Here is a 26,579-nt window from a genome sequence, read left to right as displayed (position 1 = left end):
ACGGGCAGTACACCTAGCGCAGTCCCTTCCCCAGACGCATCAGCCCTTCCGCGATCTCCTCGGGCGTGTGCGTGACGAAGCACAGCCGCATCGTCGACCACTCCGGTGCGCCCGCGTAGAAGGGCGCGCCGGGGACGTACGCCACGTCCTGCTCCACCACTCGCGGCAGCAGGGCCGTGGTGTCGTACGCCTCGGGGAGCCGGGCCCACAGGAACATGCCTCCCTCGGGCCGGTTCCAGACGGATCCCTCGGGCAGCGCGTCCGCCAGACCCGCGAGCATGGCATCCCGGCGCTCGCGGTACGCGGCGGCGACCCGCGCCACATGCGCGTCGAGGTCGCGGTCGGCCAGGTAGCGCGCGGCGGCGAGCTGGTTGACGGTCGGCGTGTGCAGGTCGGCCGCCTGCTTGGCGACCGCGCAGGCCCGCCGCAGCGCCGCAGGCGCCCGCAGCCAGCCGAGCCGCAGCCCGGGGGCCATCACCTTGGAGAAGGAGCCGAGCAGCACGGCGCGGTCGTACGCGTCCTCGTACGAGGCGATCCACGGCACTCGCTCGCCCTCGAAGCGGAGTTCGCCGTACGGGTCGTCCTCGACGATCCACAGCCCGCGCCGGGCGGCGACGCGCGCGATCGCGGCGCGGCGCTCTGCGGGCAGGGTGCGGCCGGTGGGGTTCTGGAAGGTGGGGACCGTGTAGAGCAGCTTGGGGCGCTCCCGCGCGACCAGTTCCTCCAGTTCGTCGGGGTCGATCCCGTCCGCGTCGCCGGGCACGGCGACGATCCGGGCGCCCGCAAAGCCGAACGCCTGGAGTGCCGCGAGATAACACGGGTCTTCGACGAGGACGGTGTCTCCGGGCTCCAGCAGGGCGGTCGCGAGCAGGGACAGCGCCTGCTGGGAGCCGGTGGTGACGAGCACGTCGTCGGGCCCGGTCGGCAGGCCCCGCACGGTGGTGCGCCCGGCGAGCGCGGCCCGGAGCACGGGCTCGCCCTCGGTCGTCGAGTACTGCAGTGCCCGCTGCGGCACCTCGGCAAGCACGGCGTGGAACGCGGCGGCGACTCCCTCCGCGTCGAAGAGTCCGGGGGCGGGCAGTCCGCCCGCGAAGTTGACGACTTCGGGACGAGAGGTGACGGCGAGGATGTCCCGTACAGGGGAGCCGCCGACCGCGGCGACCCGCGCGGCGAACGCGGGCGGTGGCGGGCTGGTGATCACACTGTCGATGGAGGTCACGGCGGCGGCTCCTTGTGTGTACGGGCGCACGGCACGGCGTGGAACGCCGTTGGTACGCCACTCGAAAACACCTCGTCCGCGCACCTTAGGGATATAACTGCCCCGTACAACAACTTCGTTTCGCCATGCGGACGACAGGTTGTGGGCCCTAGCATGCGGCCCATGCTGCCCACCGTGGACACGAATGCCCAGTTGGAAGCAATGGTCTTGGACGAGACGGTGCTACGGCCCGCCGTGGAGGACCTGTGCGGCCAACTAGGGCTCGTAGGACTGGCGTTGAGGCGTTTCGACGAAGGGTCGCTGCCCGTGTACGCGGTCGGGGGCGACATGGTGCTGAAGCTGTATCCGCGGTTCGAGGCTGCCGAATCGATCAGGGAGGCACGGGTGTTGGCCCATCTTTGGGGTCAACTTCCACTTCCCACACCGCGGTTGCATGCGACCGACGAGTACACGAACGGCTGGCGGTTCGTACTGATGTCCCGGCTGCCCGGCCTGAGTCTCGCCGAGGCCTGGCCACGGCTCACAGCGCTGGAAAGGGACCGGTTCGTCGCGGAGGCGGCCGAGACGCTGGCCGCGCTGCACGAGATGAACTGGCAGCCGCTGACGGACGTCGTCGGCCCCACGGACTGGAGCGCGCTCCTGCGCCGCCGGCGCGCGGACGTGCTCCGGCACCACCATGTCAACGGGGTCACCGAGCCCTGGCTGAGCCAGATCCCCGAGTTCCTGGACACCGTACCCCTGCCCGTCTCCACCGAACGCTCCCTGCTGCACACCGAGTTCATGCGCGAGCACCTGACCGTCGACATGCGCAACGGGCCCAGGCTGACCGGCCTGTTCGACTTCGAGCCGGTGCTGATCGGCGACCCGGCGTACGACTTCGCGAGCGTCGGCCTGTTCGTCTCCCGCGCCGATCCGCGCCTGCTGCGCCGCTTCTACGAGGCCTACGGACGCGCCCCGCACGACCCGGACCAGCTGCTCGCGTACACACTGCTGCATGTGTACAGCGACCTGTCCCTGTACCTGCACGAGCTGCCGAACCCCGCCGAACCGCGCCTCGACGCACTCGCCGAGTTGTGGTTCGGCACGGAGGGATGAGCGAGCCGGACCCGCCGGTGCCCGCTCGGCCTTTCGGCCGGTGGCCGCGTACACTCGCCGGCCGCGCCACAGCGCGTCGAAGGAAGTCGCGGTTGTGCCGGACGTCGAGGCAACCGCGCGGGTTGGCGGCGAGCGCGGCGGCGGCCGCAGCACGGTCCACCGGGTAGCCGTCAACCAATTCAATGGTCAACAACGTAGCTCCTGGGGCCAGTTGGAAGTGCCCGGTCCGCTGTTCACCGGCAGTACAGGCCCCGTGGGCGTCCCGGACCATGTTCCCGTGGGATAGCGTTTCTGCAGGTCACGCCACATCGCTCGGTCCCGGCGTCCCGAAAACACCGGTGGTGGTGGCGGCGGGATGGACATACCACCGAAGCTGGGCCCTGAGGCTGCTGCTCCCGGCCACCGGTCGAACGGCGGCGCCACCCCCCAGCTCGTTCACGTCGAAGGGCCCCGACCATGTCCTCTCGCACTGCCCGTACCCGCCTGCTCGCCGCCACCACGGTCGCGCTCGCCGCGCTCGCACTCTCGGCCTGCCAGAACGGAGAAGGCGTACGGGACGAGGGCCCCTCCTCGTCGTCCCTGCCGAGCACGGCCGTCCGCGGCGCGGAGCGCTCCGGCAGGGCCGCCCCCTGCTCGGGCAGGCATACGCAGACGACAGCGACGCAGTTCTCGCGTCCCGTCAACCACCTGCTCCTGACGGTGACCAACACGGGCGCCACGAACTGCACCCTCACCGGCTACCCGAAGGCCGGCTTCGGCGAGGAGCACTCCTCCCCGCGGCCCGCCCCGGAGACGAAACCGCGCGCCGCGATCACCCTCTCCCCCGGCGAGTCGGCCTACGCGGGCGTGGTCCTGTCTGCGGCGGACGGCACCGGCAGGAACGGCCGCACCGTGAAGACGCTGACGGTCACGCTCCCCACCGGCCCGGACGCCCACCCGGCGCTCCCGGCGAAGGGCGTGCACATCGACGACAAGCTGGCGGTGACGTACTGGCTGTCGAGCCGGGACGCGGCCCTGACGTACTGAGACGTACTCAGACGTACTCAGACGTACACGGACGTACTCAGACGTACGCGGACGTACGCGGACGTACGCAGACGTACCGCTGACGTTCGGCTAGCGCAGCTTCTGGGCGACCTCGGTGGCCCAGTACGTGAGGATGTTGCGGGCGCCGGCCCGCTTGATACCGGTCAGGGTCTCGATGATCGCGCGGTCGCGGTCGATCCAGCCCTTCTCGGCGGCGGCCTCGATCATCGAGTACTCGCCGGAGATCTGGTACGCGGCAACCGGCACGTCCACGGCGTCGGCCACGCGCGCGAGGATGTCGAGGTAGGGCCCGGCCGGCTTCACCATCACCATGTCGGCCCCCTCCTCCAGGTCGAGGGCCAGCTCCCGCAGGGACTCACGCCAGTTGGCGGGGTCCTGCTGATAGGTCTTCCGGTCGCCCTTCAGGGACGAGGCGACGGCCTCCCGGAACGGCCCGTAGAAGGCGGAGGAGTACTTGGCGGTGTAGGCGAGGATCGCGACGTCCTCCCGCCCGATCTGGTCGAGGGCGTCCCGGACGACACCGATCTGACCGTCCATCATGCCGCTGGGCCCGACGACGTGGGCACCCGCGTCGGCCTGCACCTGTGCCATCTCGGCGTACCGCTCGAGCGTGGCGTCGTTGTCGACCCGCCCCTCGGCGTCGAGCAGACCGCAGTGTCCGTGGTCGGTGGTCTCGTCGAGACACAGGTCGGACATGACGAGGAGGTCGTCGCCCACCTCGGCGCGCACATCACGGAGGGCGACCTGCAGGATCCCGTCCGGGTCGGTGCCCGGCGTCCCGATGGCGTCCTTCTTCGACTCCTCGGGCACGCCGAAGAGCATGATCCCGGAGACCCCGGCCGCCACCGCCTCCGCGGCCGCCTTCTTCAGACTGTCCCGGGTGTGCTGCACGACGCCGGGCATGGCGGCGATTGGCACGGGCTCACTGACGCCCTCCCGCACGAACGCGGGGAGGATGAAGTCGGCCGGGTGCAGCCGGGTCTCGGCGACCATGCGGCGCATGGCGGGCGTAGTACGCAGCCGCCGCGGCCGCGCACCGGGGAACGATCCGTACTTCGTCATGCACCTACGCTACGCCCGGCCCGGGAGTCCTTTTGCCGACGCTGCGTCGGGCTGAACGGCCTCACCCCGGAGCACCGGAGGGGCTGAGAAGCCGCCCCCCGGACACAAAGTGAGAGACAACTAGATATTGACAGTCGACTCCCATTTGGAAGTAACCTCTCATCAGGTTGCCACCTCGCGGGAGGTTCACATGTCCGCATCCGCCCTTCACCGGTCACCACGCCGCTGGCTCGCCCTCGCCGCCCTCACCCTGAGCGTGCTGATCGTCGGTCTCGACGGCACCGTCATCAACGTCGCCCTGCCCACCATCGCGGGCGAACTCCACGCCGACAGCTCGCAGTTGCAGTGGATCGGCGGCGGCTATCTGCTCACCCTGTCGGTGGCCATGCTCCCGGTCGGCCTGCTCGGCGACCGCTACGGCCACAAGCGGCTGCTGCTCTCCGGCATCACCCTCTTCGGCCTGGCGTCGCTCGGCGGCACGCTCGCCTCCTCGCCCGGGGCGGTCATCGCGGCACGGGCCGTCCTCGGCCTCGGCGCCGCCGCGATCATGCCGCTGTCCATGGCGATCCTGCCGCGCGTCTTCGCCAAGGAGGAGCTGCCGAAGGCCATCGCCGTGTGGACCGCCGCCACCGCGCTCGGCATGCCCGTCGGCCCGGTGGTGGGCGGCTGGCTGCTCGACCACTTCTGGTGGGGCTCGGTCTTTCTCTTCAACGCGCCCGTCGCCGCCCTGGCCCTGGTCGCGGGAGTGTGGCTGCTGCCGCGCGACGCGGAGGCCTCGCGCACCGCGCCCTTCGACGCGCTCGGCACCCTCCTGGGCGGCGTCGGCATCACCGCCCTCGTCTACGGCACGATCCTGATCCCGCGCGACGGGTGGACCGGCCCGGCCGTCCTCACCTCGCTCATCGCCGCGGCTGTGCTCCTGGCCGGCTTCGTGCTGCGCGAGCGCCGCCACCCACAGCCGATCGTCGATCTGCGGCTGTTCGCGGACCGCCGCTTCCTGTGGGGCACCCTCATCGCCGTCTTCGTCAACTTCGCGGTGATGGGCATCCTGTTCGTGGTCCCGCAGTACCTGCAGTCCGTGCTCGGCAACGACGCCTTCGGCACCGGAATCCGCGTCCTGCCGCTGATCGGCGGTCTGATGGCGGCGGCCACCGCGAGCGAGTCCCTCGTCCCGCGCCTCGGCGCCCGTACCGTCGTACCGCTCGGACTGCTGGTGCTCGCGGCCGGTGTCCTGCTCGGCGCGACCACGGACGCCTCGGACGGCTACGGCTTCACCGCGCTGTGGCTCTCCCTCACCGGCCTCGGCTTCGGTCTCGCCGTCGTGCCCGCGACCAGCCTGGTGATGGGGACGCTGCCCGCCGGCCACGCCGGATCGGGCACCAGCCTCCTGGAAACCGTCCAGCAGCTCGGCTCCGTCCTGGGCGTCGCCGGCCTCGGCAGCCTGCTCGGCTACGGCTACCTGGCCCGCATCCACACCGACGGCCTGCCGCCCCAAGCGGCGGACGCGGCCCGCGACTCGGTCTCCGGCGCCGACGCGGTGGCACGGCAACTGCACGACGCGGGCCTCGCAGCTTCGGCGCACGAGGCCTTCGTCCACGGGATGAACCTGGTCCTGGCGGCGTGCGGGGTGATCGCGCTCCTGGGGGCCGTCCTGGCCGCGGCCTTCCTCCCCGGCCGTTCCACGTGCTCCCGGACGGTGGCCCGGTCCGTGCCCGACCACGCAGAATCGATCGCATGACGACGCACGAGACCTCCGCCGCGCCCCTCGGTCTGCGGGAGCGCAAGAAGCAGAAGACCCGCGAGCGCATCCGGCGCGAGGCCTACCGCCTCTTCGCCGAGCACGGGTACGAGGCGACCACGGTCGACCAGATCGCGGAGGCGGCGGAGGTCTCGTCCAGCACGTTCTTCCGGTACTTCCCCACCAAGGAGGACGTGGTCATCCAGGACGAGTACGACCCTGCCCTGGTCGAGGCCCTCCGTGGCCGTCCCGCGGACGAGCCCGTCGTGGACGCGATCGTCAACTCCCTGAAGGGCCCGATCGGCGAGATGCTGCAACAGGATCGCGAGGACCTCCTGTTGCGCACCCGCCTCATCTTCAACGACCCCGCGATCCGGGCCCGGAACGTCGCCGAGCAGGAGCGCAGCGAGCGGGCCATCGCCGAGATCATCGCGGAACGCACCACCCGGGACGCGACCGACCTGGAGGTCAAGTGCGCGGCGGCCGCCATCGTCGCCGTGTTCACCACGCTCGTACGGCACTGGGTGGAGGGCGACGGCAAGGAAGACCTGGCAACGCTGTACGAACGCCATCTGCCGCTGCTGTCGCGGGGGCTCGGCTTCTAGGTCCTGTCGTCAAACTCCCGTCTGCCCCGCCCGCCCTCCGGGCGGACGACGGGAGTTTGACGACAGGACCTGGGCGGGCTCCCGTTTGCCAGGAGGATGACAAGGCTTTCCGCTGGAAGGGAGGCCTATGCGGCGCGATCGGACGCGATTCACCGCGACATCGGAGAAGGCGGGCGTGGATATGGAGCCAATCCCGCTCTACGAGCGACTCGGCGGAATCTACAACATTGCCACGGTCGTCGACGATTTCATCGACAGGATCATGAATGACGACCGGCTGAACTGGAACCCCCGCGTCAACGAGGCGCACCACCGCGTGTTGCCACCGGGGTTCAAGTACCTGGTGACCGAGATGGTCGGTGAGGCGACCGGTGGCCCGCAGCACTACACGGGCCACACGATGGAGGACTCCCATCGCGACCTGCTGATCACCGCGGACGAATGGGAGGCGTTCATCGACGACCTCAACCAGACGCTCGACAAGTTCGAGGTGCCGCAGCAGGAACGGTCGGAACTGCTCGGCATCGTCGAGAGCACCCGAGACGCCATCGTCGCCGGACAGGGCCCCTGAGCCGGACGCCGAAGGGGGACCGGGGGCGGCGGCCCCGAGGGACAGCCACCCCCACTGCGCTCAGGTCGTACGACGCCTCCGCGCCCCCGGCCGTCGCTCGCTCGGCCGTGTCACCGGGTCGCCGGCCTCCAGCGCGGCAGTGCGCCGCTTGAGACCGAAGTCCGCGAGCGCCTCCGCCAGCTTGTGGACCGACGGCTCCGGGGCCATGACGTCGACCCGCAGCCCGTGCTCCTCCGCCGTCTTCGCGGTGGCCGGACCGATGCACGCGATCACCGTCACGTTGTGCGGCTTGCCCGCGATGCCCACCAGGTTGCGGACCGTGGACGAGGATGTGAAGAGGACCGCGTCGAAGCCGCCGCCCTTGATCGCCTCGCGGGTCTCGGCCGGCGGCGGCGAGGCGCGGACCGTCCGGTACGCCGTGACGTCGTCGACCTCCCAGCCCAGTTCGATGAGGCCCGCCACCAGGGTTTCCGTGGCGATGTCCGCGCGGGGGAGGAAGACGCGGTCGATCGGGTCGAACACCGGGTCGTAGGGGGGCCAGTCCTCCAGGAGGCCGGCGGCCGACTGTTCGCCCGACGGGATCAGGTCCGGCTTCACGCCGAAGGCCACCAGCGCCTTCGCCGTCTGCTCGCCCACCGCGGCCACCTTGATGCCCGCGAAGGCGCGCGCGTCGAGGCCGTACTCCTCGAACTTCTCCCGCACCGCCTTCACCGCGTTGACCGACGTGAACGCGATCCACTCGTACCGGCCCGTGACCAGGCCCTTGACCGCCCGCTCCATCTGCTGGGGCGTGCGCGGCGGTTCGACGGCGATCGTCGGCACCTCGTGCGGCACCGCCCCGTACGACCGCAGCTGGTCGGAGAGCGACGCCGCCTGCTCCTTCGTACGCGGGACGAGGACCTTCCAGCCGAACAGCGGCTTGTTCTCGAACCACGACAGCTGGTCGCGCTGGGCGGCGGCGTGACGCTCACCGACCACGGCTATCACCGTCCGGCCCCCCTCGGGGGACGGCAGGACCTTCGCCTGCTTCAGCGTCTGCGCGATCGAGCCGAGGGTGGCGGTCCAGGTGCGCTGCCTGGTCGTCGTACCGGCGATCGTCACCGTCATCGGGGTGTCCGGCTTGCGGCCCGCGGCCACCAGTTCGCCGGCGGCGGCCGCCACCGAGTCCAGGGTCGTGGAGACCACGACCGTGCCGTCGGACGCACCGACCTCGGTCCAGCAGCGGTCCGAGGCGGTCCGCGCGTCCACGAACCGGACGTCCGCGCCCTGCGCGTCCCGCAGCGGCACACCCGCGTACGCGGGCACGCCGACGGCCGTCGCAATGCCCGGCACGACCTCGAACGGAACGCCCTGGGCGGCGCACTCCAGCATCTCCTCGGCGGCGTACGCGTCCAGGCCGGGGTCCCCGGACACCGCACGGACGACCCGCCTGCCGCCCCGCGCGGCCTCCATGACAAGATGTGCGGCATCCCTCAACACAGGGACACCAGCGGCTGTTGACTTGTCGTCAACGACCGCCAGCTGAGGCGTGCCCGTGCCCGGATACGCACCCGTGGAGGGGTCCGCGTCCGTGTTCACGACAGCGACGCCCGCTCTGGCGTGCGTGCGCACCACGTCGAGCACCTCGTGCTCGCCGACGAGAACGTCCGCGTTCGCCAGCGCCTCCACGGCGCGCAGTGTGAGAAGTCCCGGATCCCCGGGTCCGGCACCGAGGAAGGTGACGTGCCCGTGTTCAAGGCCGGCGGGAAGGGTGGTGGGGCTCAATGTGCTCGCTCCCCCATCAGACCGGCCGCGCCCTTGGCGAGCATCTCGGCTGCGAGTTCGCGACCGAGCGCCATTGCCTGGTCGTGCGTCTCGGGCACGGGACCGGTGGTGGACAGCTGCACCAGCGTAGAGCCGTCGGTCGTGCCGACGACGCCGCGCAGGCGCATTTCCTTGACAATCTGCCCGTCGGCATGGGGGTCCCCCCGCTCGAGCGGAGCCGAGAGTGGGGGAAGGTCGGCCAGCGCGCCCACAGGGGCACTGCAACCGGCCTCCAGGGCGGCGAGCAGGGACCGCTCGGCGGTCACGGCGACCCGGGTGAACGGGTCGTCGAGCTCGGCGAGCGCGGCGACGAGGTCCGCGTTGTCCGCGGCACACTCGATCGCGAGTGCCCCCTGGCCGGGGGCGGGCAAAACCATGTCGACCGGCAGGAAGTCGGTCACCTCGTCGATCCGCCCGATGCGGTTGAGGCCGGCCGCGGCGAGGACGACCGCATCCAGCTCGCCGCTGTGGACGTATCCGATCCGCGTGTCGACATTGCCGCGGATCGGGACCGTCTCGATGCTCAGGCCGTGGCTGCGCGCGTACGCGTTCAGCTGCGCCATACGGCGCGGCGAACCGGTGCCGACGCGGGCCCCGCGGGGCAGGTCGCTGAACTTCAGGGCGTCACGCGCGACGATCACGTCCCGCGGGTCCTCGCGCTCCGGCACGGCGGCCAGGGCCAGGTCCTCGGGCTGCGCGGTCGGCAGATCCTTGAGGGAGTGCACCGCGAAGTCGACCTCGCCCCGCAGCAGTGCGTCGCGCAGGGCCGTCACGAACACACCGGTGCCGCCGATCTGGGCGAGGTGCTCGCGGGAGGTGTCGCCGTACGTCGTGATCTCCACGAGCTCGACGGGCCGTCCCGTCAGGCGCCTCACGGTGTCGGCGACCTGCCCGGACTGGGCCATGGCCAGTTTGCTGCGCCTGGTCCCGAGCCTCAGCGTCTGTTGTTGACGTGGCTCACTCATGCTCGCCCTCGGTTCTTGGCGTTCTCGGTGTTCGTGTCGTTCTCGTTGCCCTCGGCCCGGGAGACGGAGGCGACCGTCTCGGGGTCGAGGTCGAACAGGGTGCGCAGCGCGTCCGCGTACCCGGCGCCGCCGGGCTCGGCCGCCAGCTGCTTGACCCGTACGGTCGGCGCGTGCAGCAGCTTGTCGACGACGCGCCGCACGGTCTGCGTGATCTCGGCGCGGTGCTTGTCGTCGAGGCCGGGCAGCCGGCCCTCCAGGCGCGCGATCTCGTTGGTCACCACGTCGGCGGCCATCGTGCGCAGGGCGACGACGGTCGGCGTGATGTGCGCCGCGCGCTGGGCGGCGCCGAACGCGGCGACCTCGTCGGAGACGATCCCGCGCACCTGGTCGACGTCGGCGGCCATGGGTGCGTCCGCGGACGCCTCGGCGAGCGACTCGATGTCGACGAGCCGGACCCCGAGCAGCCGGTGCACGGCCGCGTCGATGTCCCGGGGCATCGCCAGGTCCAGGAGCGCGAGCACGGGTGCGGGGCGCGGGGCCTCCACGACGGGCTCGGGACGGCGGCGCTCGGGGACCCGGCCGACGGTGGCCACGGTCGCGGCGAGCGCGGTGATGACCTCGGCCTCTGCCGCCGGGTCGAGGACGGCACCGGCCGTACGACCGCTGCGCTCCTCGGCGCCCTTGTCCACCCACGCCGCGTGCCGCTCCAGCTCGGCGGCTCCCATTCCGGCGACGGCGGCCTCGCCCATCACCGAGAAACCGGCCGTGCTCTGCACCGCCGAGAGGTCGAGCGGGCAGCCGTCCTCGGTGCCGAGGCTGGTGGGCGGGAGTTCTCCGGATGCGTCGGATACGTCGGATACGTCGGCCGGATCGACGACTTCCGCGTCGGTCGCACGTGCGGTCGTACGGGCTTCTGCCGTACGGACATCTGTCGTACGAGCGTCTGCCGTACGGCCGGAACCCGGGGTGATCGGGGGCACGGGGGTGACCGGGCCCGCCATGCGCCCCTCCAGCGCTGCGGCGACCGCCTGGGCCGTGAGGACCAGGCCGGTCGCGCCCGTACAGGACACCGCGACGTCGGCACGTGTCAGCTCGTCCGGCACCGACTCCATCGGCACCGCACGCGCCAGTACGTCCGTGTCGTCCGCCTCCGTCAGGATCTGCGCCAGGCGCTCGGCACGGTCCAGGGTGCGGTTGGCGATCACGACCTCGGCGACCCCGGCGCGCGCGAGGGTCGCTGCGGCCAGCGACGACATGGAGCCGGCGCCGATCACGAGGGCGCGCTTGCCCTCGGCCCAGGTCTCGACCGGCGTACCGGACGACAGCTGCTCCAGGCCGAAGGTGACGAGAGACTGACCGGCGCGGTCGATGCCCGTCTCGGAGTGGGCGCGCTTGCCGACCCGCAGCGCCTGCTGGAACAGGTCGTTCAGCAGCCGTCCGGCGGTGTGCCGGTCCTGCGCCGTGGCCAGGGAGTCCTTGATCTGGCCGAGGATCTGCCCCTCGCCGACGACCATGGAGTCGAGCCCGCAGGCCACCGAGAACATGTGGTGGACGGCCCGGTCCTCGTAGTGCACGTAGAGGTAGGGGGTCAGCTCGTCGAGGCCGACCCCGCTGTGCTGGGCGAGCAGGGTGGACAGCTCGGCGACACCGGCGTGGAACTTGTCCACGTCCGCGTACAGCTCGATGCGGTTGCAGGTGGCGAGCACCGCGGCCTCGGTGGCCGGTTCGGCGGCGACCGTGTCCTGGAGCAGCTTGGCCTGGGCGTCCGCGGCCAGCGCGGCCCGCTCCAGCACGCTGACCGGAGCGCTGCGGTGGCTCAGCCCGACGACGAGGAGACTCATGCCGGCATCACGGCGGGGACGTCCCCGTCGGGCCCCTGGTCGGCGGACTCCTTGGCCGCGGCGGAGGCCGGCAGGCCGTCGGTCATGGCTTCCACGGTTTCCACGGCTTCCTCACCGGCCTTGCGCTGCTCGTGGAAGGCGAGGATCTGCAGCTCGATGGAGAGGTCGACCTTGCGCACGTCGACGCCCTCCGGGACGGACAGCACGGTCGGCGCGAAGTTCAGGATGGAGGTCACACCCGCGGCCACGAGCCGGTCACAGACCTGCTGGGCGGCGCCGGCGGGGGTGGCGATGACACCGATCGAAACGCCGTTGTCCTTGATGATCTTTTCCAGATCATCGGTGTGCTGGACCGGAATGCCCGCGACCGGCTTCCCCGCCATCGCCGGGTCGGCGTCGATGAGCGCCGCGACCCGGAAACCACGCGAGGCGAATCCACCGTAATTGGCCAGCGCCGCGCCGAGATTACCGATACCGACGATCACAACCGGCCAGTCCTGCGTCAGGCCCAGCTCACGGGAGATCTGGTACACGAGATACTCGACGTCATAGCCCACGCCCCGGGTCCCGTAGGAGCCGAGGTAGGAGAAGTCCTTGCGCAGCTTGGCGGAGTTGACCCCCGCGGCGGCGGCGAGCTCCTCGGAGGAGACCGTGGGTACCGAGCGCTCCGACAGTGCGGTCAGGGCTCGGAGGTACAGCGGAAGCCGGGCGACGGTGGCCTCGGGAATCCCTCGGCTGCGGGTCGCCGGTCGGTGAGTTCGGCCAGTTGCCACGGTGCTCCTGCGGGTAGAGCGGGGCTGCAGGCGGTCATACGTCCCCAGACCGCCCCGTCGAATGCAGGCTATGTCTTTGTGAACGCGTGCACAAAGATGGTGTCCGATTTGCCCGGCCAACGTGACCGGGGTCACGCGCCCCCGGCGCACCGATACGGAACCGGCGCACGGGCACCACCGCTCCTTCTGTCTTGGGGGCAAAACCGCACACTCTCCTCAACGATCCTCGCCCCCGAGACCAATCGCCGTCGATCCTAAGCGCTGTCCGGGCCCACTTGGACTACTCAGTCAGTAGTGGGAGGGCGTCCTCCGGAGATTCCTAGGCGAGGGCCTTGCGCAGGCGCCCCTCGTCGACACGCCAGAAAGTGTGCTGGGCGCCGTCGACCAGCACGACCGGGATCTGCTCCCAGTACTGACGGTTGAGCTCCTCGTCCTGGGTGATGTCCTTCTGCTCCCAGGGGACGCCGAGCTCGCCGCACACCTTCTCGATGACGATCTGTGCGTCATCACACAGATGACAGCCGGGCTTGCGGATGAGAGTGACGAGCCGGTCACCCGGAGCCGGTTTGCCGTTCCGCCGAAAGATGGGACTCATGTCGGCCATTCTCGCCCCGGAAGGCGGGAGGCGGAGCCCGGCGCCCGTGATCCGACGACCCGGGTGTCCGTCCCCGCGCCACACCGATGGAATGACTTCTTTAACGACACGGTTGCGGAGAGTTCACAGGCTTCAAACCTCTCGACTCCGGAACCACCGAACAGACTGGCTATGCTCACGCCATGGCCGCTCTCGGATGGCTCACTCCCCGTAGGCGCTCCGCCACGGCGCGGAGCGTGTTGGCAGGCGAGGCCTCGGCGGAGGCAGCGCGCAAGTCCTCACAGGACGCCGCTTCACAGGACGTCGCCCCTCAGGATGTCGCCGACCGGGAACCGGAGTTCCCGGTCCTCGGCGACGAGAAGGCTGCGGCGTTCTTCGATCTGGACAACACCGTGATGCAGGGCGCCGCGCTGTTCCACTTCGGCCGGGGCCTGTACAAGCGGAAGTTCTTCGAGACACGCGACCTGGCGAAGTTCGCGTGGCAGCAGGCGTGGTTCAGGCTGGCCGGGGTCGAGGACCCCGAGCACATGCAGGACGCCCGTGACTCCGCGCTCTCGATCGTGAAGGGTCACCGCGTCTCCGAGCTGATGTCGATCGGCGAGGAGATCTACGACGAGTACATGGCCGAGCGGATCTGGCCGGGTACGCGGGCGCTGGCGCAGGCACATCTGGACGCCGGGCAGAAGGTGTGGCTGGTCACGGCCGCGCCGGTGGAGATCGCGACGGTGATCGCACGGCGGCTCGGGCTGACGGGCGCGCTGGGTACGGTGGCCGAGTCGGTGGACGGGGTTTACACCGGCAAACTGGTCGGTGAACCCCTGCACGGTCCCGCGAAGGCGGAGGCGGTGCGTGCGCTGGCCGCGGCGGAGGGGCTGGACCTCTCGCGTTGCGCGGCGTACAGCGACTCGCACAACGACATCCCGATGCTGTCGCTGGTGGGCCACCCCTACGCGATCAACCCCGACACCAAGCTCCGCAAGCACGCCCGCGCCTACGACTGGCGCCTGCGCGACTACCGCACGGCCCGCAAGGCGGCGAAGGTCGGCCTGCCGGCGGCGGCCGGCGTGGGCGCTGTGGCGGGCGGCACGGCGGCGGCGATCGCACTGCATCGCCGACGCCGCTGAGGCGCTGAGGTCTGGCGGGCGAGGACACCTCTTGCCGGTGGGTGGTCGGGGTACGTCTACCGGCTGCGCTCGCGCGTGACTGAACGCACGCCTGCTCCCGCCCCCGCCCGCCCCATCCCCGGGGGCTTCGCCCCTTCAACCGCGCCAGAGGGCTTGACCCCCTGAACCCCCGGCGGGGAGGGCGTTTGAACCCCCGGCGGGGACGGCATCCCCTGCACCCGCCTGGGGCTGCGCCCCGGACGTCCACGGGGGATTGTGTCTCCTCGCCCCCTCCAAGCACCCCACCACCCCAACCCCCGGCGGGGAGGGCGTTCCCTGCCACCCGCCCGGAGCTGCGCCCCACGCCCCGACAGGGCTACGCCACGGCCCCCGTTCCTCAAACGCCGGAGGGGCCGATTTGCCTTCGTAGGCCAAGCCGACCCCGCGCCGCACGAACCCGTACGGGCTGATTTTCAACCGTCCGGCGTCAAGGACGGGGCCGTTCGGGCCTATCCCCACCCACCCGCACTACCCAGCGCAACCCCGCCACCCCCAGCCCGCCCGGCGCACGAGAACAAGGCCGTTCAGGCCGAAAGCGGGGGTCTGGGGGCGCAGCCCCCGGGCAGGGGTCCAGGGGACGGAGTCCCCGGTGGGGGCCCGGGGGCAGCGCCCCCGGGGATGGGACGGGCAGGGGCAGCGGGGGCGGAAAAAACCACACGGCCACAACACGCCCCCCACTCAGACGGAAGGCGGACTCAATCGATCAACAAACGGTCACCGTACGGCACTTGAGCGGGCGTCAATCGGTTACAGAAGCGACGTAATCGATGATTTGAGCAACTGGGTGTAGTGCTGCCTGTACTAAGCGTTATTCTCCTCAGACGCAATTCGGTACCCCTCCGTCGCTACGACGGGTGAACGGTCCCGTACTGCACGTGATGGAAGCTCTGCCTCTGGGAGTCCCGTGTACCCACACGTCGGGGTTGACGCCTCGGGCCTGGCTACGCTCCGCGCAACGGTCCACGACCTGTTGCGCGGCTTCGTCCCCACCGCGTACGCCGTCCCCGCCTTCGCCACCGCCGCCCCCGTCGGCCCGTGCTACGCACTGGCCGACGGCAGCGCCGCGGTCGGCGGCAGACGGGGCCGCTCCGGCTCGGCCGCCACCACCGCACGCCGCCCGGCTGCGGACAGTGACAGCGCCCGCATGATGGACCTCGTGGAGCGCGCCCAGGCCGGCGAGGCCGACGCCTTCGGACGCCTGTACGACCAGTACAGCGACACCGTGTACCGCTACATCTACTACCGGGTGGGCGGCAGGGCGACCGCCGAGGACCTCACCAGTGAGACCTTTCTGCGGGCCCTGCGCCGGATCGGGACCTTCACCTGGCAGGGGCGCGACTTCGGCGCCTGGCTCGTCACCATCGCCCGCAATCTCGTCGCCGACCACTTCAAGTCCAGTCGCTTCCGGCTGGAGGTGACCACGGGCGAGATGCTCGACGCCAACGAGGTCGAGCGGTCCCCCGAGGACTCCGTCCTGGAGTCCCTCTCCAATGCCGCTCTGCTCGACGCCGTACGGCGGCTCAACCCCCAGCAGCAGGAGTGCGTGACGCTCCGCTTCCTCCAGGGCCTCTCCGTCGCCGAGACCGCCCGCGTGATGGGCAAGAACGAGGGCGCGATCAAGACCCTCCAGTACCGGGCCGTCCGCACCCTCGCCCGGCTCCTGCCCGAAGACGCCCGCTGAGCCCCCGGCAAACAACAGGCAACTCCGCAAGGCCCGCCCCCGAGCCACACCGAGCCGCCCCCAAGGCCCACTGTCGCCAACCCTGCGGCCCGTACGGCGCGTACAGCACGTACGTCACCTACGACCCGCGCGGCACGCCCAGGCCGAGCCCGGCCACCCCCTCCCCGCCACCCCGGTCGCACACGCTCCGCAACGGTCAACTCACCTTCCGTACAAACTCGTTGACTTCTCGGCCGATCATCCGTCGTCCGTAACCCAAGTGCCGAGCCGCTCGTTGTGCGGGATACAGGCTCCCTGTGGTCACTCCCCGGCCGTCTCCGATCACACGATCGTGTGCATGCGGCCAGGGCGTGCAACCCTCAGGACCCCCTGGGGAGTCGACCGTCATGACGAGAGGAGGTGCCGCCAGTGATCGCGAACGTATCGGCGCACCGGCGGGCGAACGCCTTCGCCCAGGCCCTGGAGGAGCAGTCCGACTGGGGCACGGCGGCCGAGCAGCCCGAAGGATCGGGCCCAGCCCCGGCTGCTGCGGAACGAACCGAGCAGGCCCACCTGTTGGCCCTCGCGACCCGCCTCGACGAGCTGCCCAGACCGGCGCTCGACCCCGAGGTGAAGGTCGTCCAGCGCGCGCGGCTGGTGGCCGCGATGGAGGCCATGCTGCAGGAGGGCACGGTCGGAGGCGAGGCTGCGGACCCTTCGGTGCCCGAGCAACGGTCCCATCGGGCCCGAGGCGCTCACCGAGCAAGCCCGCTGGGGAAGTTGCGGCCTCGTACGCGGCTCACCAAGGGCCTCGCCGCGGGCGGACTCAGCGTCGGTGTGGCCGCGGCCTCCTTCGGCGGAGTGGCCGCGGCCAGTTCCGACGCGCTGCCCGGTGACTCGCTCTACGGCCTCAAACGCGGCATCGAGGACGTCAAACTCGGCATGGCCGAGGGGGACAACGACCGCGGGCGGCTCTACCTCGACCAGGCGTCGACCCGGCTGAACGAGGCCCGCCGGCTGATGGAGCGCGGCCGCAGCGGCCACCTCGACCACGAGTCCCTCGGCGAGATCCGCCGCACCCTGTCCGGCGTGCAGCACGACGCGGCCGAAGGCCACCGCCTGCTCCACGAGGCGTACGAGCGGGACGGCTCACTCAGCCCCATCCAGGCCCTTTCCACCTTCTCCCAGTCCCACCGCGAGGCCTGGAGCATCCTGCGCGAGCGACTGCCCGTCCAGCTGGGCGACGTCAGTCAGCAGGTCTCGTCGGTCTTCGACGCCATAGACCAGGAGGTCGCCCCGCTGCAGTCGCTGCTGCCGCAGCCCCCGTCCCCGGGCGGCACCGGCCGGCAGCAGGGCTCCGGTTCGGGCTCCACCGCCACCACCGGTACGAACGGCCCCGCACCGACCGCCACCAGCGGCTCCACCGCGGGCAGCCACAGCGGCAGCGACAAGCCCCAGCCGTCCACGTCCCAGAGCGGCGGCGAGGGCCTGCTCGGCGGCACCACCGGTGGCCTGCTGGACCCGCCGAAGAACAGCGCCAGCAGTTCCCCGTCGTCAAGCAAGAGCCCCTCGACCGAACCGAATGTGACGCTGCCCCCGCTGCTCCCCGGCCTCCTGCCGGGACTGGGCATCACAAGCGAGGAGAACAAGTAAGGCCGGTAGGAGGATGGGGGCGCCCCTGGCACAGGGGGCGCCCCCATCGTCGTACGCCTCAGAAGACGACCGACACCTCAGAAGACGACCGACACCTCAGAAGACGATCAAACGCCCCAGAAGAGGCCGACGCCCCAGAGGACGACCGAAGGCGCCAGAAGACGACCGAAGGCCCCAGAAGAGGCCGACGCCCAGAAGAGAACCTGTACCTCAGAAGAAAACCGACCTGCGCTGCACCAGCAACTTGTACAGCGTGTGCTGGATCTGCTCCCTGACCTGGTCCGTCAGGTTGAACATCAGCATCGGGTCCTCGGCCGCCTCCGGCGGATAACCGTCCGTCGGGATCGGCTCGCCGAACTGGATCGTCCACTTCGTGGGGAGCGGGATCGCCCCGAGGGGGCCCAGCCACGGGAACGTGGGGGTGATCGGGAAGTACGGGAAGCCCAGCAACCGGGCGAGGGTCTTCGCGTTGCCGATCATCGGGTAGATCTCCTCGGCCCCGACGATCGAGCACGGAATGATCGGTGTCCCGGCGCGCAGAGCCGTCGAGACGAAGCCGCCGCGGCCGAAGCGCTGCAGCTTGTAGCGCTCGCTGAACGGCTTGCCGATGCCCTTGAAGCCCTCCGGCATCACGCCGACCACCTCGCCGCGCCGCAGCAGCCGCTCGGCGTCCTCCGCGCACGCCAGCGTGTGGCCGGCCTTGCGGGCCAGTTCGTTGACCACCGGGAGCACAAAGACCAAATCGGCCGCCAGGAGCCGCAGATGGCGGCCCGCCGGATGGTTGTCGTGCACGGCGACCTGCATCATCAGGCCGTCCAACGGCAGCGTCCCGGAGTGGTTGGCGACGATCAGTGCCCCGCCCTTCGACGGGATGTTCTCGATGCCCTTCACCTCGACCCGGAAGTACTTCTCGTACACCGGCCGCAGCAGCGACATCAGGACCTGGTCGGTGAGCTCCTCGTCGTAGCCGAAGTCGTCGACCTCGTAGTCACCCGTCAGCCGGCGGCGCAGAAAGGCCAGCCCCCCGGCGATACGCCGCTCCAGGCCCCCCTCCTGCGGCCTGACCGGCGGCTTTTCCTCACGCGTCACAGGAACATCATCCTGCGGGATCGCCCTGTTGGGCAGGGGCTGGACCTCGCCGACCACCGCGGGCTCGCCCTTGCGCCGGTTCCCCGCGCTCCGGCGCCGCGACGGCCGCTGCACGGCAGCCCCGCGGGACCGGTCGTCGTCGAACGGAATGACCTTGGCGTCCGCCATCGTTGATGCGCTCCTCAGTTGGCGCTCTGCGTCGGGGGGTGGCCACCGCCCAGTGCGGGCAGTGCGGCGATCCGGTCGACGGCCCCCGCGAGGGCCTCCGGCGGCAGCAGCCCGGGCCCACGGCTGCGCACAAAGTCCGCGAACGTCTCCGCGGTCGTGTACTTCGGCTCGTATCCGAGTGTCTCGCGCATCTGGATCGTCTCCACGACCCGCCCGTGCGTCAGCAGCCGGATCTGCTCGGGCGAGAAGTCCGTCATGCCCAGCGTCCGCACCGCCGAGCCGACCCAGGTGACGGCGGGCAGCAGCAGCGGCACGGTGGGCCGCCCGAGCCGCCGCGCGCACTGCGACAGCAGCAGCACCCCATCGCCCGCGACGTTGAACGTGCCGCTGTTGAGCGTGCCGCGCTGTGGTTCGTGGGAGGCGATCCGCAGCACCTCGATCACGTCGTCCTCGTGCACGAACTGCAGCCGCGGGTCGTAGCCGAAGACGGTGGGCAGCACCGGCAGCGAGAAGTACGAGGCAAGGGGCGAATCCGCGCCCGGGCCCAGGATGTTGGCGAAGCGCAGCACGCAGACGGCGACATCGGGCCGCCGCCGCGCGAAGCCCCGAACATACCCCTCGACCTCGACGGTGTCCTTGGCGAAGCCGCCGCTGGGCAGGGATTTGGGCGGGGTGGTCTCGGTGAAGACGGCCGGGTCGCGGGGCGCGGACCCGTACACGTTCGTACTGGACTTCACGACGAGCCGTTTGACGGTCGGGGACTTCTGGCATGCGCCGAGCAGCTGCATGGTGCCGATGACGTTGGTCTCCTTGACCGTGGCCCGGCTGCCGCTGCCCAGCGGGGTGCCCGTGACGTCCATGTGGACGACCGTGTCGACGGAGTGCTCGGCGAGCACACGGGCGATGGTGGGCTGGCGGATGTCGGCGCGGATGAAGTCGGCGCCGCCCAGATGGTGCTCGGGCGGGACCGCGTCGACCGCTACGACGCGATCGACCTCCGGGTCACGCTGGATCCGTCGTACGAACCGGCCGCCGAGCCGGCGGGCCACCCCGGTCACGAGCACGACCTTGCCCAAGATCAGCGCCTCTCTTCCCGTTGCGTCCAGTCATGGACGTAGTTCTGCCCGTCAGCCTGCCGCGTTCCCCGTATACGGCCAACTTAGCGGTTCGATGTTGCGCTGTGATGACCACCCGATGCACGAAGTGACGACACCCCCGTACGTACGACCAGACCAAGCCATTTGCACCACAGGCGTACGCACAGCGGATGGCAGCCGGACGATGCGACCGCAACCCGCCGAGGCCTGCGTGCCCTTGCCGGGGGCCGCACCGCCCGAAAATGACAATGGCCCCCCACCGGTGGTGGGGGGCCACGACGCACACTCGTGCAAAACGGCAAGGCCTGCTGCCCCTGGCGGGGCCGCGCCTTACTTCTTGTTGCGACGCTGAACGCGAGTGCGCTTGAGCAGCTTGCGGTGCTTCTTCTTGGCCATCCGCTTGCGCCGCTTCTTGATAACAGAGCCCACGACTACCCTCGCTCACTTCTCATCACTCGGTGCTGGGCGCCATGGGCCCACACGACCTACGAGGGGCTAGCCTACCCGCCCGAGCGCTGAGGTCGTAATCGAGGTGACCCGGGAGGCCGCACAGGGCCCACCGGGCCGCCGTCAGGCCGTCTCGACCCCCACATAGCTCTCGCGGAGGTACTCGTGAACCGCTTGCTCCGGCACCCGGAAGGACCTCCCCACCCGGATCGCCGGCAGATGACCGCTGTGCACCAGCCGGTACACGGTCATCTTCGACACTCGCATCACCGAGGCGACTTCCGCCACGGTCAGGAACTGAACCTCGTTCAGAGGCCTCTCGCCAGCTGCAGCCATGACACACCTGAACCTTCCGCACTCGACGGCCACCGGCTTCCCCTTCCGGTGACTCTTCGTCGCTGCGTGCTCACTCCCCAATGTAGGGGCGGGTGATGCGAGTGGGGAAGAGGGGATGGCATCCGCGGCCTACTGTGACAGACACGCTCGATTGAGTACATAGCGAGTAAGCGGTCGGTAGTAAGCAGACCGCACAGCGTCATCAAGTGGAACGACCACGGACACGCGCCCCTCTGCCTCCCCGACGAAGAGCGCGGGATCGTCCGTATCGGCGAGCCCCATCGCCTCGAACCCCAGCTGACCTGCCCCGCAGACCCAACCGTGGTCCCCGATGACCAGTTCCGGCAGCGGCCCGCCGGTCTCCGACGCGGCGGCCAGCACGGTACGAACCGGGAGCGGCGAGTGCGTGTGTGCGCCGGGCTCACCACCGGCTGTTCCGGTCCCCGGTTTCCGCACGAAGGCGACTCCTCGTACGTAATCAAGGTTGTACGTGCGTAGACCGAACCGGGTCGTTATGTCGACACAGCGACCATACGCCGGGGTGAGGACGGCACATCCCGCCGCCGACAGGGCGTCCGCGATCGCGGCGTAGAAGCCGAGCAGGCGGTGCGGGTGCCCAGTGCCGAACAGGACCGGGGCCCTGTCCTGCGCAGCCTTTCCGATCCGTTCGGCGAAGGCGTCGAGGGCCTCCAGGGTGCGCTCGGGATCGATCATGTCACGACCTGCGGTGTGCTCAGGATCGGCCGAAACTCCACACTTGTCCGCCATCAAGGCGAGTAAATCCCGATGACCCCACGTCCATTCGGGATCGAGCCCGATCAGCGCACGGGGGTCGCGGGCGGCGAAGAGCCGATAGCTGCGCAGGCTCTCCTCACGCGACGTGGCCACGGGCCCGGCCAGCCGGGCGGCCAGCAGATGCGCACGCAGCGCTCCGGTGCTCAACACGTCCGCGATGCTGGCCCATCCGCCCCCACCGCACGCCCAGAATGCGGGAAACACCGCACAGTCGGCGTAATGGTGCGATCCTCAGCCCCACCCAGCCCGTGCGGCCTTGGAGGACGAGGCCGTTCAGGCCGCTCCCCGCCGCCACCGGCACCTTTCGGCACAGCTCAGCCACACCGAGCCTGTCCGGAGCACGCGGACAAGGCCGCTCGGGCCGACCCACCAACCGGCCCGCATCACTCGGCACAGCCCAGCCACACCCAGCCCGTCCGGCGCTTGAGGACAAGGCCGTTCAGGCCGAAACGGGGGTCTGGGGGCACAGCCCCCAGGCAGGGGTGCAGGGGACGCAGCCCTCAGGCAGGGGTCCAGGGGACGCAGTCCCCGGCGAGGTGCAGGGGACGCAGCCCCCAGGCAGGGGCCCAGGGGACGCAGCCCCCAGGCAGGGGCCCAGGGGACGCAGACCCCAGGCAGGGGCCCAGGGGACGCAGACCCCAGGCAGGGGCCCAGGGGACGCAGACCCCGGCGGGGCGGGGTCCAGGGGACGCAGTCCCGGCGGGGTGCAGGGGCGGAGCCCCTGGTGGGGTCGAAGGGGCAGAGCCCCTTGGGACGGGACGGGACGGGAAGGGGCGGCGGGGGCGAACCCAATCCGGCAACCCGACCACCCGGCACGTCCCCGTCGGCACTACGCCAACAACCCCCGCAACGGAAACGCCGCCTTGCGCGCCGCCAGCACCGCCTGGTCCAGCCGGTCGGCGGGGTCGTAGCCCGACTCCCAGTCCGCGTAGGCCACCGGCCACCGGCCGTCCGTCATCCGCGCGGGCGCCAACTGCCGGGTACGGGCGAAGACTTCCTGCCGCCAGCTCTCGGGGATCATGGCCGGCGGCTCGATGGGCCGCCCCGCCGCGATGGCGACCAGATGCGTCCACGAGCGCGGCACGACCTCCACGACCGCGTACCCGCCGCCGCCCAGCGCGACCCAGCGCCCGTCGGCGTACTCGTGCGCCAGCTCGTGGCAGGCGACCTGCACGGCCCGCTGCGCGTCCAGCGACACGGCGAGATGCGCGAGCGGGTCCTCGAAGTGGGTGTCGGCACCGTGCTGGGTGACCAGCACCTGCGGCCGGAAGTCGGCGATCAGCTCCGGTACGACGGCGTGGAAGGCCCGCAGCCACCCCGCGTCCCCGGTCCCGGCCGGCAGCGCCACGTTCACCGCGCTGCCCTCCGCGCTCGGTGCACCCGTCTCCTCCGGCCACCCGGTCTGCGGGAAGAGGGTCCGCGGATGCTCGTGCAGTGAGATCGTCAGGACCCGCGGGTCCTCCCAGAACGCCGCCTGCACCCCGTCCCCGTGGTGCACATCCACGTCCACGTACGCGATCCGCTCGGCGCCCAGCTCCAGCAGCCGGGCGATGGCCAGCGAGGCATCGTTGTAGATGCAGAACCCGGACGCACTGCCCGGCATGGCGTGATGCAGCCCGCCCGCGAAGTTCACCGCATGCAGGACGTCCCCGCGCCACACGGCCTCCGCCGCCCCCACCGACTGCCCCGCGATCAGGGCGGACACCTCGTGCATCCCGGCGAAGGCGGGATCGTCCATGGTCCCGAGCCCGTACGACCCGTCGGCCGACCCCGGGTCCGCGGACGCGGCCTTCACGGCCTCCACATAGTCCTCGCGGTGGACGAGCCGCAGCGTCGAGTCGCCCGCGGGCTTCGCCGCGACCACCTCGATGTCCTTGTCGAGCCCGAATGCGTCGACGAGTTTCCTGGTCAGCGCGAGCCGGACCGGATCCATCGGATGGTCCGGACCGAAGTCATAGCCCGTTACTGCCTGGTCCCACATCAGCTGTGCGCGGCCGCTCATGCCCGTCACCGTATCGGTCCGGTCCAGGCTTGAACGAACGGGCATACACCAGCGTCACCAGGACCAACGCCATCGGTACGAGCATGGCGCCCCGGTAGCTCCAGGCGTCCCCGAGCGCGCCCACGAGCGGCGAGCCGATCAGAAAGCCCACGTAATTGAAGATGTTGAGGCGTGCGATGGCCGTGTCCGAAGCCCCCGGGAACAGCCGTCCGGCGGCCGCGAAGGTCTGCGGCACAAGAACGCACAGCCCCAGGCCCAGCAGAGTGAACCCGAGCATCCCGACCCAGGCCCCCGGCGCCCCGGCCACCACGGCGAACCCGAGCGCCGCCACCAGCGCTCCGAGCCGTACGACGGCCACGGCCCCGAACCTGCGTACCCCGAAGTCCCCGAGGGACCGCCCGAGCAGCGTGGTGACCATGTAGACGTTGTACGGAACCGTCGCCAGCTGCTCCGAACTCCTGAGCGTGTCCTGCAGATACTTGGCGCTCCAGTTGGAGACGGTCGAGTCTCCGATGTACGCGAAGGTCATCACCAGACACAGCGGCAGCAGAAGCTTGAAAACGACCGGCCCGGCCTCGGCGCCTTCCGCGTCCACAGCGGGCCCGCTCCCGTCGACGTACCACCGGCTGCCTATGAAAGTGGCCGGAAGCAGCACCACGACGACCGGCAGGTACGACACCCACAGCGCCAGATGCCAGTGCGCCCCCACCCAGGCGAGCGAGGCACCGACGATCCCGCCCAGGCTGTACGCGGCGTGGAAACCGAGCATGATGCTGCGCCCGTACGTCCGCTGGAGGCTCACCCCGAGCATGTTCATCGAGGCGTCCAGCGCCCCCACGGTCAGCCCGAAGGCGGCCAGCGCGATCCCCAGCTCGGCCATGCGGTCCCCGGCCCCCACGCCGAGGAGGGCGAGCAGCACCACGGGTTGCGACCAGCGGAGCAGCCGACTGGGCCGGATCCGTTTGACCAGCTGCTCGGTCGTCACGCTGCCGACGCCGGCGAGGATCGGCACGGCGGCGAGAAAGACGGGGAGCAGGGCGTCGGAGACCCCGTACCGGTCCTGGATGGCCGGGATCCGGGTCACGAGCAGGGCGAAGGTGGCGCCCTGGGCGCAGAAGCTGAACGCCAGAGAGGCCCTACCGCGCCGCAGCACATCTGTCATGGCGGCGAGCGTAGGGCCCCTGTCTACCCGTGGGTAGATCCAGCCGAAGATGATTTTTGTTCAGCTTTACCTGGCGGTCGCGACGGCCAGGGTGGGCGATGCGTCGCTCTCGGTCTTCACCTCGGCGAGGAGCATCTGCGCCATCGGACCGGCGGCGACAGCGCCGCTGAGGACGAGCCCCAGCGCCATCGCGACGATCGTGATGACCGAGCCCAGCCAGACCATCGTGTCCACCGGCAGCGTGTAGGCGCCCACGATCCGGATCACACACTCGGCGAGCAACACCACGCCCCACACGACCGAGAAGGCCCGCTCGGCCCGCCGGAAGGCCGGAGAACCACTCTGCAGCCGGGCCCAGGCGACCTCCCTGCCGGTGTCGCCCTTCACCAGCCAGGGCTTCATGCCCGCCGTCATCATCGGCTTCCCGATGGCCACGGAGACCAGGATCCCGATCCCGATGGCGCTGCTGACCCCGCTGTCCTTGGCGAGCATCAGCCGCGGGTCGCCGGCGACGAAGCTGAGCAGGAGCGAGACCACGTTCACGAAGAGGATGAGCGCGGCGAGAGCATTGACCTTGCGCTCCCGGACCACGCCCACAACGGTGCGGGCGGCCGGTACCACGCTGCTCCAGGCGAGCGCCGCGAAGGTGCTCATCCCGAAGGCGTCCTTGAAGAGGTAGTACGACCCGACCGGCACCGCCACGTCCATGATGAGCGGCGCGAAGGTGTTCTTCTTGCTCTGGCTCTTGCTCTGGCCCTGGGAAACCGTGTTCGTCGTCATGCCCTCAGCTTCGCCGCCAGGGTGGCTCCGCCAGTAGAAACGATCGTCCGGAGCTCTGCATGACAAATGTCAGTGCCGGTCCGCCGATGCGTGTCACAGCCGAGGTCATACGAGCAGGTCAGCCAACTCCTCCATGGTGGCGAAGAGTTCGGCAGCTCCTGCGAGCCTGGCGGCCGGCGTCATGGCGGTGAACCCGTACACGTCCATCCCGGCCGCGACGGCGGCCTGCACACCCAGCGGACTGTCCTCGACGACGACACACCTCTCCGGCGGCACCCCCATCCGATCGGCGGCGTACAGGAACAGGTCCGGTGCGGGCTTCCCCCGCCCCACATCCTGTGAGCTGAAGATCCGCCCGTCGTCGAACCACCGGTCAAGCCCGGTCGTACGGTGCCCCACCCGGATCCGGTCATGGCTCCCGGACGACGCCACGCAGTACGGGACCCCGTCGGCGGACAGCTTCTCCAGTACGTCCACGACGCTGGCCATGGGCTTCAACTCCCGCTCGAAGGCGGCGAAGACGCGCGCGTGGAAGACATCGTCGAAGTCGGCCGGCAGCCGCTGTCCCGTGCGCTCGTGGATGAGTTCGTGGACACGGTGCATCGCGGACCCCATGTAGTCACGGATGGAGTCCTCATACGTCGTCGGGTGCCCGAGCTCGGTGAGATGGGCGGCCAGGAGCCGGTTGGAGATGGGCTCGCTGTCGACGAGTACGCCGTCGTTGTCGAAGATGACGAGGTCATAGCGCATGAGTACGAGCCTAAGGGCAGCCCGAACGCAGAAAACCCCGCACCGTGAGGTGCGGGGTTTTCTTCAAGAATTGTTCGGCGGTGTCCTACTCTCCCACAGGGTCCCCCCTGCAGTACCATCGGCGCTGTGAGGCTTAGCTTCCGGGTTCGGAATGTAACCGGGC

The 26,579-nt window shown here is 70.4% G+C and carries 24 protein-coding genes, 1 rRNA gene and 1 pseudogene; 8 read left to right on the top strand and 18 right to left on the bottom strand.

Annotation, left to right across the window (positions count from 1 at the left end):
* Nucleotides 1-13: 13 nt before the first annotated feature.
* Nucleotides 14-1,219 carry an aminotransferase-like domain-containing protein gene (locus tag ABT186_RS14800; protein ID WP_351925285.1) on the bottom strand — a complete coding sequence of 402 codons (1,206 nt, stop codon included), beginning with the start codon at nucleotides 1,217-1,219 and terminating at the stop codon, nucleotides 14-16.
* Nucleotides 1,220-1,381: 162 nt separating this feature from the next.
* On the opposite strand from ABT186_RS14800, the gene ABT186_RS14795 reads away from it, so the two are divergent.
* Nucleotides 1,382-2,314 (top strand): phosphotransferase family protein, encoded by a 933-nt coding sequence (locus tag ABT186_RS14795; RefSeq protein ID WP_351237166.1) that lies wholly within the window; start codon nucleotides 1,382-1,384, stop codon nucleotides 2,312-2,314.
* 13 nt (nucleotides 2,315-2,327) lie between these two features.
* Here ABT186_RS14795 and ABT186_RS14790 read toward each other — a convergent pair.
* Nucleotides 2,328-2,486 (bottom strand): annotated as a pseudogene (locus ABT186_RS14790) (SAM-dependent methyltransferase); the annotation flags it as partial.
* Between the two features lie 284 nt (nucleotides 2,487-2,770).
* Between ABT186_RS14790 and ABT186_RS14785 the strand changes: the two are divergent.
* A complete protein-coding gene (locus tag ABT186_RS14785; RefSeq protein ID WP_351237164.1) occupies nucleotides 2,771-3,340 on the top strand; it encodes a DUF4232 domain-containing protein in 570 nt (189 codons plus the stop codon).
* Between the two features lie 90 nt (nucleotides 3,341-3,430).
* Here ABT186_RS14785 and hemB read toward each other — a convergent pair whose 3' ends face one another.
* Complete coding sequence (gene hemB, locus ABT186_RS14780) at nucleotides 3,431-4,423, bottom strand: porphobilinogen synthase (protein WP_351237162.1); 993 nt, start codon at nucleotides 4,421-4,423, stop codon at nucleotides 3,431-3,433.
* A 190-nt stretch (nucleotides 4,424-4,613) separates the two neighbouring features.
* Between hemB and ABT186_RS14775 the strand changes: the two genes are divergently transcribed.
* The 3 genes from ABT186_RS14775 to ABT186_RS14765 all read left to right on the top strand — a co-directional run bounded on the left by ABT186_RS14775 (nucleotide 4,614) and on the right by ABT186_RS14765 (nucleotide 7,337).
* Nucleotides 4,614-6,161, top strand: coding sequence for an MFS transporter (locus tag ABT186_RS14775; protein WP_351925283.1), 1,548 nt, complete (start codon nucleotides 4,614-4,616; stop codon nucleotides 6,159-6,161).
* Nucleotides 6,158-6,766 carry an acyl-CoA-like ligand-binding transcription factor gene (locus tag ABT186_RS14770; RefSeq protein WP_351925281.1) on the top strand — a complete coding sequence of 203 codons (609 nt, stop codon included), beginning with the start codon at nucleotides 6,158-6,160 and terminating at the stop codon, nucleotides 6,764-6,766. Before ABT186_RS14775 ends, ABT186_RS14770 begins: the two co-directional genes overlap by 4 nt.
* Nucleotides 6,767-6,947: 181 nt before the next feature.
* Nucleotides 6,948-7,337 carry a group I truncated hemoglobin gene (locus tag ABT186_RS14765; protein ID WP_351925373.1) on the top strand — a complete coding sequence of 130 codons (390 nt, stop codon included), beginning with the start codon at nucleotides 6,948-6,950 and terminating at the stop codon, nucleotides 7,335-7,337.
* A gap of 60 nt (nucleotides 7,338-7,397) precedes the next feature.
* Here the strand turns inward: ABT186_RS14765 and ABT186_RS14760 are convergent, their stop codons facing one another.
* The 5 genes from ABT186_RS14760 to ABT186_RS14740 all read right to left on the bottom strand — a co-directional run bounded on the left by ABT186_RS14760 (nucleotide 7,398) and on the right by ABT186_RS14740 (nucleotide 13,323).
* The gene (locus ABT186_RS14760) at nucleotides 7,398-9,101 is read right to left on the bottom strand and encodes a bifunctional uroporphyrinogen-III C-methyltransferase/uroporphyrinogen-III synthase (protein WP_351237023.1); all 1,704 of its coding nucleotides are present in this window, start codon (nucleotides 9,099-9,101) and stop codon (nucleotides 7,398-7,400) included.
* Nucleotides 9,098-10,105: a hydroxymethylbilane synthase gene (gene hemC, locus ABT186_RS14755; RefSeq protein ID WP_351237022.1), complete on the bottom strand. Its 1,008-nt coding sequence runs from the start codon at nucleotides 10,103-10,105 to the stop codon at nucleotides 9,098-9,100. The genes ABT186_RS14760 and hemC overlap by 4 nt, the downstream gene beginning before the upstream one ends.
* Nucleotides 10,102-11,946, bottom strand: a complete 1,845-nt coding sequence (locus tag ABT186_RS14750; RefSeq protein WP_351925279.1) for a glutamyl-tRNA reductase — start codon at nucleotides 11,944-11,946, stop codon at nucleotides 10,102-10,104. Before ABT186_RS14750 ends, hemC begins: the two co-directional genes overlap by 4 nt.
* On the bottom strand, nucleotides 11,943-12,719 hold the full coding sequence (locus ABT186_RS14745) for a redox-sensing transcriptional repressor Rex (RefSeq protein WP_351237020.1): 777 nt from the start codon (nucleotides 12,717-12,719) through the stop codon (nucleotides 11,943-11,945). Before ABT186_RS14745 ends, ABT186_RS14750 begins: the two co-directional genes overlap by 4 nt.
* A gap of 319 nt (nucleotides 12,720-13,038) precedes the next feature.
* Complete coding sequence (locus tag ABT186_RS14740) at nucleotides 13,039-13,323, bottom strand: glutaredoxin family protein (protein WP_351925277.1); 285 nt, start codon at nucleotides 13,321-13,323, stop codon at nucleotides 13,039-13,041.
* Nucleotides 13,324-13,496: 173 nt separating this feature from the next.
* On the opposite strand from ABT186_RS14740, the gene ABT186_RS14735 reads away from it, so the two are divergent.
* From ABT186_RS14735 to ABT186_RS14725, 3 genes are all read left to right on the top strand, one after another.
* On the top strand, nucleotides 13,497-14,438 hold the full coding sequence (locus ABT186_RS14735) for an HAD family hydrolase (protein ID WP_351237016.1): 942 nt from the start codon (nucleotides 13,497-13,499) through the stop codon (nucleotides 14,436-14,438).
* Nucleotides 14,439-15,381: 943 nt separating this feature from the next.
* Nucleotides 15,382-16,158, top strand: a complete 777-nt coding sequence (locus tag ABT186_RS14730) for an ECF subfamily RNA polymerase sigma factor, BldN family (protein WP_351236448.1) — start codon at nucleotides 15,382-15,384, stop codon at nucleotides 16,156-16,158.
* A 408-nt stretch (nucleotides 16,159-16,566) separates the two neighbouring features.
* Complete coding sequence (locus tag ABT186_RS14725) at nucleotides 16,567-17,790, top strand: DUF5667 domain-containing protein (protein WP_351236447.1); 1,224 nt, start codon at nucleotides 16,567-16,569, stop codon at nucleotides 17,788-17,790.
* Between the two features lie 210 nt (nucleotides 17,791-18,000).
* On the opposite strand, the gene ABT186_RS14720 is transcribed toward ABT186_RS14725, so the two are convergent.
* The 10 genes from ABT186_RS14720 to rrf form a co-directional block, all read right to left on the bottom strand.
* Nucleotides 18,001-19,047, bottom strand: a complete 1,047-nt coding sequence (locus ABT186_RS14720; RefSeq protein ID WP_351925275.1) for a lysophospholipid acyltransferase family protein — start codon at nucleotides 19,045-19,047, stop codon at nucleotides 18,001-18,003.
* A 14-nt stretch (nucleotides 19,048-19,061) separates the two neighbouring features.
* A complete protein-coding gene (locus ABT186_RS14715; RefSeq protein ID WP_351236443.1) occupies nucleotides 19,062-20,123 on the bottom strand; it encodes an NAD-dependent epimerase/dehydratase family protein in 1,062 nt (353 codons plus the stop codon).
* A gap of 351 nt (nucleotides 20,124-20,474) precedes the next feature.
* Complete coding sequence (locus ABT186_RS14710) at nucleotides 20,475-20,573, bottom strand: 30S ribosomal protein bS22 (RefSeq protein ID WP_003948845.1); 99 nt, start codon at nucleotides 20,571-20,573, stop codon at nucleotides 20,475-20,477.
* Nucleotides 20,574-20,714: 141 nt separating this feature from the next.
* Nucleotides 20,715-20,927 (bottom strand): helix-turn-helix domain-containing protein, encoded by a 213-nt coding sequence (locus tag ABT186_RS14705; protein ID WP_004984898.1) that lies wholly within the window; start codon nucleotides 20,925-20,927, stop codon nucleotides 20,715-20,717.
* A gap of 129 nt (nucleotides 20,928-21,056) precedes the next feature.
* On the bottom strand, nucleotides 21,057-21,872 hold the full coding sequence (locus ABT186_RS14700; RefSeq protein WP_351236441.1) for a phosphatase: 816 nt from the start codon (nucleotides 21,870-21,872) through the stop codon (nucleotides 21,057-21,059).
* A 679-nt stretch (nucleotides 21,873-22,551) separates the two neighbouring features.
* Nucleotides 22,552-23,724: an acetoin utilization protein AcuC gene (locus ABT186_RS14695; RefSeq protein WP_351236439.1), complete on the bottom strand. Its 1,173-nt coding sequence runs from the start codon at nucleotides 23,722-23,724 to the stop codon at nucleotides 22,552-22,554.
* Entirely contained in the window at nucleotides 23,675-24,886 is a 1,212-nt protein-coding gene (locus ABT186_RS14690; protein ID WP_351925273.1) for an MFS transporter, read from the bottom strand. The genes ABT186_RS14695 and ABT186_RS14690 overlap by 50 nt, the downstream gene beginning before the upstream one ends.
* Before the next feature lie 66 nt (nucleotides 24,887-24,952).
* Nucleotides 24,953-25,666 carry a VC0807 family protein gene (locus ABT186_RS14685; RefSeq protein ID WP_351925271.1) on the bottom strand — a complete coding sequence of 238 codons (714 nt, stop codon included), beginning with the start codon at nucleotides 25,664-25,666 and terminating at the stop codon, nucleotides 24,953-24,955.
* Between the two features lie 105 nt (nucleotides 25,667-25,771).
* On the bottom strand, nucleotides 25,772-26,416 hold the full coding sequence (locus ABT186_RS14680; protein ID WP_351925269.1) for an HAD family hydrolase: 645 nt from the start codon (nucleotides 26,414-26,416) through the stop codon (nucleotides 25,772-25,774).
* Between the two features lie 72 nt (nucleotides 26,417-26,488).
* A 5S ribosomal RNA gene (rrf, locus tag ABT186_RS14675) occupies nucleotides 26,489-26,579 on the bottom strand; the annotation flags it as partial.

The sequence above is a fragment of the Streptomyces sp. NPDC001634 genome (assembly GCF_040298185.1).
Lineage (GTDB): Bacteria > Actinomycetota > Actinomycetes > Streptomycetales > Streptomycetaceae > Streptomyces.
The sequence above is the reverse complement of the archived record's forward strand: the minus strand, read 5'-3'. Positions and strand labels throughout refer to the sequence as shown.

Bases quoted from the DNA above. Each gene is read 5' to 3' on its own strand.
- ABT186_RS14795 (WP_351237166.1), top strand. From the start codon at position 1,382: ATGCTGCCCACCGTGGACACGAATGCCCAGTTGGAAGCAATGGTCTTG.
- ABT186_RS14785 (WP_351237164.1), top strand. From the start codon at position 2,771: ATGTCCTCTCGCACTGCCCGTACCCGCCTGCTCGCCGCCACCACGGTC.
- hemB (WP_351237162.1), bottom strand. From the start codon at position 4,423: ATGACGAAGTACGGATCGTTCCCCGGTGCGCGGCCGCGGCGGCTGCGT.
- ABT186_RS14775 (WP_351925283.1), top strand. From the start codon at position 4,614: ATGTCCGCATCCGCCCTTCACCGGTCACCACGCCGCTGGCTCGCCCTC.
- ABT186_RS14770 (WP_351925281.1), top strand. From the start codon at position 6,158: ATGACGACGCACGAGACCTCCGCCGCGCCCCTCGGTCTGCGGGAGCGC.
- ABT186_RS14765 (WP_351925373.1), top strand. From the start codon at position 6,948: ATGGAGCCAATCCCGCTCTACGAGCGACTCGGCGGAATCTACAACATT.
- hemC (WP_351237022.1), bottom strand. From the start codon at position 10,105: ATGAGTGAGCCACGTCAACAACAGACGCTGAGGCTCGGGACCAGGCGC.
- ABT186_RS14750 (WP_351925279.1), bottom strand. From the start codon at position 11,946: ATGAGTCTCCTCGTCGTCGGGCTGAGCCACCGCAGCGCTCCGGTCAGC.
- ABT186_RS14740 (WP_351925277.1), bottom strand. From the start codon at position 13,323: ATGGCCGACATGAGTCCCATCTTTCGGCGGAACGGCAAACCGGCTCCG.
- ABT186_RS14735 (WP_351237016.1), top strand. From the start codon at position 13,497: ATGGCCGCTCTCGGATGGCTCACTCCCCGTAGGCGCTCCGCCACGGCG.
- ABT186_RS14720 (WP_351925275.1), bottom strand. From the start codon at position 19,047: ATGGCGGACGCCAAGGTCATTCCGTTCGACGACGACCGGTCCCGCGGG.
- ABT186_RS14705 (WP_004984898.1), bottom strand. From the start codon at position 20,927: ATGGCTGCAGCTGGCGAGAGGCCTCTGAACGAGGTTCAGTTCCTGACC.
- ABT186_RS14695 (WP_351236439.1), bottom strand. From the start codon at position 23,724: ATGAGCGGCCGCGCACAGCTGATGTGGGACCAGGCAGTAACGGGCTAT.
- ABT186_RS14690 (WP_351925273.1), bottom strand. From the start codon at position 24,886: ATGACAGATGTGCTGCGGCGCGGTAGGGCCTCTCTGGCGTTCAGCTTC.
- ABT186_RS14685 (WP_351925271.1), bottom strand. From the start codon at position 25,666: ATGACGACGAACACGGTTTCCCAGGGCCAGAGCAAGAGCCAGAGCAAG.
- ABT186_RS14680 (WP_351925269.1), bottom strand. From the start codon at position 26,416: ATGCGCTATGACCTCGTCATCTTCGACAACGACGGCGTACTCGTCGAC.